9 protein-coding genes, 1 tRNA gene and 1 pseudogene are annotated in these 10,469 nt (G+C 62.9%); all 11 read right to left on the reverse strand.

Annotated elements, in window-relative coordinates:
* Positions 1-718 (reverse strand): annotated as a pseudogene (locus tag A2Z13_03500) (sugar transporter).
* A 434-nt stretch (positions 719-1,152) separates the two neighbouring features.
* Positions 1,153-1,228: transfer RNA gene (locus A2Z13_03505), tRNA-Ala, on the reverse strand.
* Between the two features lie 43 nt (positions 1,229-1,271).
* Complete coding sequence (locus A2Z13_03510; protein ID OGP78608.1) at positions 1,272-1,901, reverse strand: methionine biosynthesis protein MetW; 630 nt, start codon at positions 1,899-1,901, stop codon at positions 1,272-1,274.
* A complete protein-coding gene (locus A2Z13_03515; GenBank protein OGP78609.1) occupies positions 1,901-3,085 on the reverse strand; it encodes a homoserine O-acetyltransferase in 1,185 nt (394 codons plus the stop codon). The genes A2Z13_03510 and A2Z13_03515 overlap by 1 nt, the downstream gene beginning before the upstream one ends.
* 39 nt (positions 3,086-3,124) lie before the next feature.
* Positions 3,125-3,724, reverse strand: a complete 600-nt coding sequence (locus tag A2Z13_03520; GenBank protein ID OGP78610.1) for a hypothetical protein — start codon at positions 3,722-3,724, stop codon at positions 3,125-3,127.
* Positions 3,725-3,734: 10 nt separating this feature from the next.
* Positions 3,735-4,175, reverse strand: coding sequence for a hypothetical protein (locus A2Z13_03525; GenBank protein ID OGP78611.1), 441 nt, complete (start codon positions 4,173-4,175; stop codon positions 3,735-3,737).
* Complete coding sequence (locus tag A2Z13_03530; GenBank protein ID OGP78612.1) at positions 4,172-5,440, reverse strand: hypothetical protein; 1,269 nt, start codon at positions 5,438-5,440, stop codon at positions 4,172-4,174. The genes A2Z13_03525 and A2Z13_03530 overlap by 4 nt, the downstream gene beginning before the upstream one ends.
* 90 nt (positions 5,441-5,530) lie before the next feature.
* A complete protein-coding gene (locus A2Z13_03535; GenBank protein OGP78615.1) occupies positions 5,531-6,388 on the reverse strand; it encodes a phosphoribosylaminoimidazolesuccinocarboxamide synthase in 858 nt (285 codons plus the stop codon).
* Positions 6,389-6,478: 90 nt separating this feature from the next.
* Complete coding sequence (locus A2Z13_03540; GenBank protein ID OGP78613.1) at positions 6,479-7,885, reverse strand: hypothetical protein; 1,407 nt, start codon at positions 7,883-7,885, stop codon at positions 6,479-6,481.
* A 66-nt stretch (positions 7,886-7,951) separates the two neighbouring features.
* Positions 7,952-9,796, reverse strand: coding sequence for a hypothetical protein (locus A2Z13_03545; GenBank protein ID OGP78616.1), 1,845 nt, complete (start codon positions 9,794-9,796; stop codon positions 7,952-7,954).
* A gap of 23 nt (positions 9,797-9,819) precedes the next feature.
* Positions 9,820-10,464 carry a hypothetical protein gene (locus A2Z13_03550; GenBank protein OGP78614.1) on the reverse strand — a complete coding sequence of 215 codons (645 nt, stop codon included), beginning with the start codon at positions 10,462-10,464 and terminating at the stop codon, positions 9,820-9,822.
* Positions 10,465-10,469: the final 5 nt, after the last annotated feature.

Below are 10,469 nucleotides of genomic sequence, written 5' to 3' on the forward strand. Positions count from 1 at the left end.
CGAAGACGTTTTGCGCCCTGTCGTCCGGGACGTAGATCGTGTCCCCCGCCTGCAACCAGACGTTCTGTTTCTTGTCCCCGTTTTGAAGCAGGTCGTGGATGTCGACGGGCAGGGTCTTCTCCTCTCGGATGAGCCGGGCGCCGCGCAGGTTCGCGGTCGGGTCGAGCCCGTTCCCGAGCGCGATCCCCTGGAGGAGGTTCAAGGGGCGGTCCATGTAATAGGTCCCGGCGGCCTTGAATTGCCCGAGGAGGTAGAGGGGCTTGCTCCGGTACTCCACCATCTCGACCACGACCCACGGCTCCTTGACGTAGGTCTTGAAGGCATCTTTCAGCCTCTCCTGCGCCTGCACGACGGTCATTCCCGCGACCCTGACGCTTTCCACCAGGGGGAGGTGGATGTCGCCGTTGCCGTCCACCCGGCTCCCCTGGACCTTGGTTCCGCCGGAAGGTCCCATCGGGCTGCCGAGCTCCGGTCTTCCGTAGATGTTCACGAAAAGGATGTCGTTGGGGCCGATCACGTAATTGGCGGGAGGGGGCTTCTCCTGCACGAAAGGCGCGACGGAGACGGTCTCCTGTTCGACCACGGGGGAACCGGCGGGCCCCCCGATATCCCGGATCGTCCCGGAAGAGACGGCTGGGATGCTCGCGCAGCCGGCAAAAAGCGCCGCAAGCAAGATGCACAGAGGGACGGTTCGAAGAGGCACGAGGATCGTCTTCATCGGCACCTTCCGGGAAGATTCTGTGGGAATGGGCTGAATTCCGCCCAGCCGACCGGTTGGTTGGCAGTATCCGGGCTGGCTACCGCCCTTTTGGGTTGGAACGGATACGCCCCTCACGATCAAGGGGGATATTGCACACAGTTGCCCGATGATGGCCCCCCGGCCGGGAACCCTCCCTGATAATATTTACACGAATTTGCGAAATATTTGCCCAATTTTACCATCCGATTTACCATATGCAAGAAAAAAAGCGGACAATTTGCTACAAAACCGGACAAGTCACCTTGCTCTCAACAGAAAAAACCCTGACAGAAAACATCGTTCTGAAAACCAGGGCATTCCGCTGGGTGGATTTCAGTACACATTATGGTTACTGTAGGCGCACCCGGAAAGAAAAAGGGGTCAGGCCGGTAAGCCTAACCCCTTGATTTAACTGGTGGAGCTGATCGGGATCGAACCGACGGCCTCCTGAATGCCATTCAGGCGCTCTCCCAGCTGAGCTACAGCCCCAACCTTATAGAATTTTGAATTGTATCCCAAGCCTCCCGAAAAATCAACCGGTTCGTTCGGCAGCGGCGGGCTGTCTGCGCGAGAGGAGATAGACAGCGCTCTCGGCGAACAGGTTCGGGCGCACGCCCTTGAGCACCCGGCCCCCGCGGTCGGTGGACAGGAAGATCCGCTTCTCCACCGTAACGGATTTCTTCCTGCAGTACTCCTCGAAGTCGAGAACGGAGCAGAAGTGGATGTTGGGCGTGTCGTACCACTCGTACGGCAGGAATTCGGTCTTGGGCATCCGCCCGTTGAACAGCAGGTACAGGCGCATCCTCCAGAAGGCGAAGTTGGGAAGGCCGACGACCCCCTTCTCCCCCACCCGCAGCATTTCCGAGAGGACCACGTCCGGCTTCTTGACCGCCTGGATCGTCTGGTTGAGGATGACATAGTCGAAGGAGCGGTCGGGATAGTCGCGCAGCCCTTCGTCGATGTCCCCCTGCAGGACGGTCAGCCCCTTGGCGATGCAGGCGCGGACGCCCTCTTCGGAGATCTCGATGCCGCGGCCGGTCACTCGCTTCGCCTGGACGAGGCCGGCAAGGAGCGTCCCGTCGCCGCACCCCAGATCCAGGACCTTCGCACCCGGCGGGACGAGGCCGAGGATGACGCTGTAGTCGATTCTCGTGCCCGGCATCACGACCCCGTCGCGGGAACCGCGATGCCGTGGCGGGAAGCCACGTTCTCCAGGAAGTTCCTGAGGATCTTCAGCATCTCCCCCTCGTCCATGAGGAAGGCGTCGTGGCCGTACCGCGAGTCGATTTCGCAATACGTGATGTCGACCCCGTTCACCATCAGGGCCTTCACGATCTCCTTGGACTGGTAAGGTGGATAGAGCCAGTCCGACTTGAAAGAGATGACCAGGAACTTGGACTTGACCTTCTCCAGCGCCTTGACGAGCGACCCCGACGGCAGGGAGAGGTCGAAGTAATCGATCGCCTTCGTGATGTACAGGTACGAGTTCGCGTCGAACCGGCTGACGAAGGCGTCTCCCTTGTACCGCAGGTAGCTCTCCACCTCGAAGTCGAGGTTGAAGTTGTAGCCGAGCGTCTTCTTTCCCCGGAGCCGGCGGCCGAACTTCTCGTGCATCGAGTCGTCGGATAGGTAGGTGATGTGCCCCACCATCCGGGCGAGGGCCAGCCCGTCCTTCGGGACTTCCCTGTCGTAGTAATCCCCGTCGTTGAAATTCGGGTCCGCCATGATGGCCGCCCGCCCCACCTGGTTGAAGGCGATCTGCTGGGGGGAGTGCTTCGCCGTCGTGGCGATCGGAATCGAGGCCAGCACGCGGTCGGGGTAGGAGACCGCCCACTGGAGCGCCTGCATCCCCCCCATCGATCCCCCGGTTACCGCGAAAAGCCGCTCGATCCCAAGGTGGTCGATGAGGCGCCTCTGCGCGTGCACCATGTCGTTGAGGGTAATGATCGGGAAGGAGAGGGCGTACGGCTTCCCCGTGGCCGGGTGGATGGAAGAGGGCCCGGTGCTGCCCTGGCACCCGCCGAGAACGTTCGAGCAGATCACGAAAAACTTGTCGGTGTCGAACGCCTTGCCGGGGCCGATCGTGTTGTCCCACCAGCCGGGCTTGCGATCGTCCGCGGAATATTTCCCGGCGGCGTGCGAGTCCCCGGAGAGCGCGTGCAGGATGAGAAGGGCGTTCGTCTTGTCCCGGTTGAGCCTGCCGTATGTTTCGTAGGCGAGCGTAACCGGCCCGAGCCGGCCCCCTCCCTCAAGGTCCATCTCGTGAGGCGGATCGCAAAAGGTGAAAAACTTCTTCTTCGCCAGCCCGACGGAGCCGGGCTCTTTCCGCTGAGGCATTCGCTGCACCTGCTCCCGGATGCGGAACTTCGGACGTAATCTCTTATACTACCCGGCGATGGACCCGCATTCAACCACCAGCTCGGCCAGCCGATGCAGGATGGTTGCGGTGGCGCCCCAGATGGTGTGCGGCCCGTAATCGAAAAAGTAGACCCGGTTCCGCTCTCCCCGGAACATGGCCTCGGCGTAACGGTAGCGGTCGAACTCCGCGAAGATCGGCAAGGGAGCCTCGAAGACCTCCGCCACCTCGAACTCGTCCAGGGAAAAACCGGTGGCTGCGGAAACGTTCGCCACGAACGGCTGGATGCAGAATCCGGTCACGGTCACGACGGGGTCCATCGTCCCGAGAATCTCCGCGTCGTCGCGGCGGATTCCCAGCTCCTCTTCCGCCTCGCGGAGCGCGGTCTCCAGAAGATCGGCGTCTCCGGGATCGCGGCTCCCGCCGGGGAAGCAGATCTGCCCCTTGTGGTGCGGCACCTGTTCGGTGCGCCGGGCGAGCACCACGGTGACCTCGTCCCCGCGGGCGCGCAACGGAACCAGAACCCCTGCGGAACGCAGCCCCTCGGGGGTCGCCACCCGGTTCGGGAGAGGCCGGAGAACCCCTTTCAGGCGGACGAAGAAGCCGTCCGCGGGCGCAACGCGTTGCAAAACTCCCTCCTCACCGTCGACCCGGTTCCTTCTCCAGCAGGATGAATTCGGACCGCTCGAACCCGAGCGCCCGGAAGAAGCCCACGAGGCCGCCCTCGTTCCAGTTGATCATCGTCATGACCCGCTCAACGTTCTGATTGCGGAAGTACAGGTCCAGTTTCTCGATCAGCGCCCGGGCGATCCCCTTCCCATGGAAATCGGGGTCGACCCCGACGATCTCGATCCACCCGCTCTTCGGAATGGCGAACTCCCATCCGCGGAGTTCGCCCAGGATGAACCCGACGACCACCCCTTCCGTCTCGGCCACGAGGCAGGCCAGCGGGTTCCGCGTCAGGGCATCGATGATCCGGGATTCATATTGCGCCTCGTGAGGCCGCCCGGTGATCTTCTCGTTGATCGCAAGGACCGCCTCCGCGTCCTGCGTGTTCATCCTCCTCACCGTCACGCTCATGCTTTCCTCCACCGGTCTTTCGCATAGTTCCGGACCACGTCGGCGAGCACGGAAGGGCGGGCGTACCTCCGGAAGATGTTCTTGAAAGAGTCATGGCCGGACACCGCGTTGAAAAGCGCATCGTGGATCCCCTGGTCCACCTTGGCCATCGAGAGAACGGTCCCCAGCATCCCCATGATGTCCCCCGCCTTGCACAGGTTCCGCATCCACGTCCCGTAGAGGTAATCCTCCCGCAGCGGCCTCGTCACCTCCTCGTATCTCCGGAAGGATGCGGGCGATATCCCGCGCTCCACCAACGTCTCCGCCGCCAGGATCCCCGTCTCGATCGCCAGGTTGATCCCTTTCCCCTTGAAGGGGCGCAGCCACCCCGTGGCGTCGCCCACGGTGAGGTGCGTGTCCCCGACCGCTCCTTCGGCGGGCGCTCCCGGGAACTTCCCCCGGTACACCTCCTGCTCGTCGATGGAGATGGGGGGCAGATGCTCCCGGACGACGTCCGTGGAAAGGAAGGCGAACATGTCCTCGACGGTGGCGTTGGCCCCCGCCACGTTGACGATGATGTGGTCCCCTTTCGGGGTGATCGCCCCGAACTCCAGATTGGGGATGCCGGGGGGGAACAGGTACGCATAGATGATACTCCCCAGTTTTTTCTCGATGAAGGAGGGATCCGAATGGAACTTCATGACGTACGTCTGGATGAACTTGCCGGGGCGGCTGTACTTTCCCCCCGTGGCGTCCTCGAAGATGTCGATCATGCCGTCGTCGAGACCGAACGCCCCGACCACGGCGTCCGCCTTGAGCATCCCTCCCTCGGTGTAGAGGAAGACCCGCTTCCGGTCCCCCTTCGGGAAATCGATGCCGGTCACCCGGCTGCGGTACACCTCCACCCCTTCCCGTTCCGCGCAGGACAGAAGGAACCGGTCGAACATCACCCTCCGCACGGCGTACGTCGCGCCGGCGCGGTGGGGCCCGACGAGGAGGATCTCCTTCCTCCCGGCGTGGAGGCGGTAGCCGTAGATCTGGCGCTTGAAGATTTCATAGGGGAGCTCCACGCCGAGGCCGCCACGCAGGATCTCCTCGATGGGGGGCGAAAGAACGCCGACGCACTGGTTGTGGTGGCGCTCGAAATCCTTCCCCTCGTAAAGGACGACGCGAAGGCCCAGGTCCTTCTCGCGGGAGAGCCGCTTGAGGCGGATGGCGGTCGCGGAGCCGCCGGGGCCGCCCCCGATGATCCCGACCGTCTTTCCCCGGATCCCCTCGCTTGGCAATTTCCCTCCCGTCCTCGTTTTCGCCTCGGAGCCGGTTGGCGATGAAGATCTTGCGGAAGGGTTCTGCCAACGCTCTCTCCAGGACCGTCCCTACTCGATGTCGCTCCCGGTCAGGATGCGGAGCGCCTCCCGGTACTTCTGCGACGTCTTTTCGATCACGTCGGAAGGAAGCTTGGGGCCCGGCGCGGTCTTGTTCCACGGCAGCGTCAGCAGGTAGTCGCGGACGAACTGCTTGTCGAAGCTCTTCTGCGGGCCGCCGGCCCGGTAATCGGCGGCGGGCCAGAAGCGCGACGAGTCGGGGGTCAGCGCCTCGTCGATCAGGAGGAGCGTTCCGTCGGCCAGCCCAAGCTCGAACTTCGTGTCGGCGATGATGATTCCCCGCCCGAGGGCGTATCCCGCGGCCGATCGGTAGAGAGCCACGGCCGTATCGCGCACCTGTGTCGCCCTTGCCTTCCCCACGATCTCCACCATCCGCTCGAAGGAGATGTTCTCGTCGTGTCTCCCCTTCTCCTCCTTCGTTGCCGGCGTGAAGATCGGCTCCGGGAGGCGAGCGGATTCCACGAGCCCCGCAGGAAGCGGGATGCCGCACACCTCGCCGTGTTCCTTGTACTCCGCCCAGCCGGAGCCGGAGAGATAGCCGCGAACGACGCATTCGATCGGGAGCGGCGCGGCCTTCCGGCAGAGCATCGAGCGTCCCCGCAGCATCTCCGCATGGGCGCGGGCCGCAGGTGGGAACTCGCCCACCTCGATGGAGATCATGTGGTTCGGAACGATGTCCTCCAGCTTGCGGAACCAGAAGGCGGAGATCCGGTTCAGGACCTGCCCTTTCCCCGGAATCCCGTCCGGCATCACCACGTCGAACGCGGAGAGCCGGTCGGAGGCCACCAGGAGGAGCTTGCCGTCCACTTCATAGATGTCGCGCACCTTGCCGCGCCCGAGGAACTTCATCCCCGGGAGATTCGTCTCCACGACCGCCTGGGTTGTCACGTAAGGTCCCTCCGGTAGGAGATTAAAGACATTATCCTAGTATAAAGGGGATCAGAAAAACCAGTACGGGAGAAGATAGATGCGGGATTTCCCCTCGGAGAGGATCTCCGCGTTCTCGAATCGGCCCGCCACGATCCCTACCGTTTCTTTCTCTTTCTCAAGAAAGCTCCTGATCCCTTTCAGGTGTCGGGGGCGGATCCGCCGGTCGCTTTTCACTTCGATCGGCAGAAGCCGGGTCGGGCCGGCGAGAACGATGTCGACCTCTTCTTTCGTCCTGGTCCGCCAATAATGGAGGCGCGTCTCGTATCCTCCGCGGTGGATGACCGCCTGCAACCTTTCGACGAGCGCATTTTCCAGCACCACCCCGAATTGCCCAAGTTTTTCGATCTGGGACAGGTCGCCAAGCCCGAGCAGGGCGTTTCGCAATCCGAGATCGGTGAAATAAACCTTGGGGGTTTTCAGGACATTCGCCCTGACGTTCCGGGAAAACGTGGTGAGATTCCTCAGGACGAACGTTTTTTCCAGCAGCAGCGCATACCGCTTGACCGTGTCGACGGTCACCTCCAGTTGCGCGGCGATCATGGAGTAGTTGAGGAGATCCCCGACCCGGCCGGCGAGGAGTTCCATGACCCTCTGGTAGACCCAGAGCTTGTCTTCCTTGACCAGGTTCCGGATGTCCTGGTCGAGGTAGGTGTCCCGGTAGTTTTTCAGGAGAAGCTTCTTCCTCTCCGTATCCCGGCTCAAGGCAACGGCGGGAAGGCTTCCGAATACCAGGATCTCTTCAAAAACCTTTTCGATCCGCTCCCTGTGCGGAAGCAACTCCGCCTGTATTTTCCTGAGCGTGCTCTTCTGCGGGCTCTCGCCCTCGAAGAGGAACCGCCACACGGGGGTTTTATCCGGAGGCGGGTAGCCATTCCCGAGAAACAGCTCGTGTTCGGAGAAGGGGAAGACGGGCAGGTGCAGGACCCGGCCGGCGAGACTCTCCTTGACCTGCGACTTGAGTTCCAGCGAAGAAGAACCGGTCAACACCCATTTGATCGGCAACCGCAGGTCGTAGAGAATCTTGATGTACTCGACAAACCCGGGGAGTTTCTGAACTTCATCGACGAAGACGTAAACGATGGTTTTCCGCCGCCGGACATCGGCCCCGAGGAATCGCTCCACGACCTTCAGGAAATTGTCGAAGGAGGCCGAGAGTTCCTGACGCAGCGAGAGGTCATCGAAGGTAAAATAAAAGATGCGTTCGGGCGCCGTCTTTTCCTTCTGCAGGAGGTGACGGATGAGCTGGAAGGCCAGCGTGCTCTTCCCCGTTTGCCGCAGGCCGAGCAGGGTGAGAATCTCCCGTTCCTTGAGTAGCTTTACCGCCTTTGCATGGATGTCCCGTTCGACGATTCCCGCGGGAAGGACGAAATTGCCGGTGCGCCAGGGATTGTACGAGAAAAAGATGCGCTCATCCATATTTATATACCACTCGAAATATTACTGGGATATTTTCGAGTAGTATCCAAGATATATTATCCCCTGTCAAACGGAATCCGGATTCGCGCCCGGGGAGACGGCCGTCGGGGCCGCATGCCCGTTGAACTGGAGCATGTACAGGCGATGGTAGATCCCCCCGGCCTCCATGAGCTCCTGGTGAGTGCCCGTCTCCCGGACCTTCCCCTTGTGCAGCACGATGATCCGGTCCGCCGAGAGGATGGTGGAGAGCCGGTGGGCGACGACGAGCGAGGTGCGGCCGGAAAGGATATTGCCAAGGGCCTTCTGAATCTCGTGCTCGGTGACAGGGTCCACGCTGGAAGTAGCCTCGTCCAGAAGAAGCACCTTCGGGTCCCGCGCCAGGGCGCGCGCGAAGGCGACGAGCTGCCGCTGTCCGACGGAGAGCCGCCCACCCCGCTCCCCGACGGTCGTCTCCAGACCCTCCTCCCACATGTCCGAAAAACCCGCGACGCCGGCGGCCGCAACCGCCTTCTCCACGGCCGGCCCGCCCGCCTCCACGTTCTCGCGGATCGACCCCGAGAAGAGGAAGGGGTCCTGGAGGACGAGAGAGAGCATCTCCCGCAGCTCCTCCCTTGGGATCTCCCGGAGGTCCCGCCCGAACAGAAGGATCCTGCCGCGCGAGATTTCGTAGAGACGGCAGAGGAGGTTAAGGATCGTCGTCTTTCCCGCGCCCGTCGCACCGACGATCGCACCCATCTCCCCTTCGTGGATGGCGAAGGATACCCCCCGCAGGACGGCCTCTCGGCCGCGCGAGGATCCCGCGCCGGAATTTCCACCATACGAAAACCAGACGTCCCGGAATTCGATGGCTGGCGGCGGGGACGGCCGGGCCGCGCCGTTCATGCCCCTCTCTTCCCGCGCCGGGAGGGCGAGACGGTATTCGGGCGCGATCTCGGAATCGAGGATGTGGAAGATCCGCTCGCAGGAGGCCAGGGCCGACTGGAGGATGTTGTACTTGTCGCTCATGTCCTTGATGGGGTTGAAGAACTTCTGGGCATACTCCAGGAAGGCCACCAGCGTGCCGAACGTGATGACGCCCGAAAGGACCTGAACGCCTCCCCGCCAGAGCAATAGCGCCACGGCAACGGAGGAGAAAAGCTCCACGCCGGGAAAATAGAAGGAATAGAAATTGGTCAGCCGTATGCTTTCGGATGCGTAATCCCGGTTCAGCGCTTCGAACTGCCGGCCGGACTTCTCCTCCTGGACGAACGCCTTGACCACCGCCACGCCGGACACGTGCTCCTGCAGGAAGGCGTTCAGCCGCGCGAGCTTCCGGCGCATCTCTCGGTTGGCCTCACGGATGAATTTCTTCAGCACCTCCACGAAGAGGATCAGCACGGGGAGGACTGCGAAGACGACCAGCGCAAGGGCGGGGTTCATCCAAAGCAGGATGGCCGCGATCCCTATAAGGACCGTCACGTCCCCGACGGTGGATACCAGCCCCGAGGAGATGAGCTCCTGCAGCGCTTCCACGTCGGACGTCAGGCGCGTCATCAGCCGGCCCGTCGGCGTCCGGTCGAAGAAGGAAACGGGAAGGCGCTCCAGCCGGAAGAACATTTCCTTGCGGATCGCGAGGATGACGCGCTGGCCGAGCACCGACACGGAAAGCATCTGCAGGTACAGGAACCCCATCGCGCCGGCCAGGGAGCCAAGGTAGAGGGCGACCCACCGGATCATCCCGGGGAAGCGGCCGGCCAGGATGTGCCGGTCGATGATGACCTTGATGAGGTAGGGCCCCGCCAGCTGGCAGGCCGTCCCCAGCGTGAGCCCCAGGAGCGCCAGGGCGACCAGACCCTTGTGCGGCCGGAGGTAGGACAGGAGTCGGCGCAGCAGGCGCAGGTCCACCCCCTGGGCGTCCACACGGTCCTCGATGAAGTAGAACTCGTGCCCGTTGCTCACGGCGACACCTCGATCTCCCGGGAGAGCATCTGGCGGGAGTACAGGTCGTAGTACACCCTGCGGCGGGAGAGCAGTTCGTCGTGCGTCCCCTCCTCCGCGATCGTTCCGCCGGAGAGGACGAGAATACGGTCGCAGCGGGAGAGCGAGGCCATCCGATGGGTGCTGAACAGGATCGTCCGGCCCCCGCGAAGGGAAAGGATCTCCCGGAAAATCTCCTGTTCGGTCTCTGCATCCACCGAGGAGAGCGCATCGTCCATGAGCAGAAGCCTCGTGCCTGTGCAAAGAGCCCGGGCGATGGTGGCGCGCTGCTTCTGACCGCCGGACAGGGAGATCCCCCGCTCCCCGATCACCGTCCGGAAGCCGTCCGGCATTTCCTCGATCTCGTCCAGGATCCGCGCGTGCCCGGCAGCGCGGCGGGCCGCCTCCGCGTCCTGGAGCGCAAGGCCGAAGCAGACGTTCTCCAGGACCGTGTCGGAGAACAGGAAGGGGTCCTGGGCGACCAGGCTCACGGAGCGCCGCAGTTCGGCAAGGGGGATCGAGTTGACGTCCCTCCCTTCGAAGGACACGGTGCCGGGTGGAACCGGGTACAGCCGGAGGATCAGGGACAGCAGCGTGCTCTTCCCGCTACCCGTCGGCCCCACCAGCC

The organism is Deltaproteobacteria bacterium RBG_16_64_85, assembly GCA_001798885.1.
Taxonomy (GTDB): Bacteria; Desulfobacterota; Deferrimicrobia; order Deferrimicrobiales; family Deferrimicrobiaceae; genus FEB-35.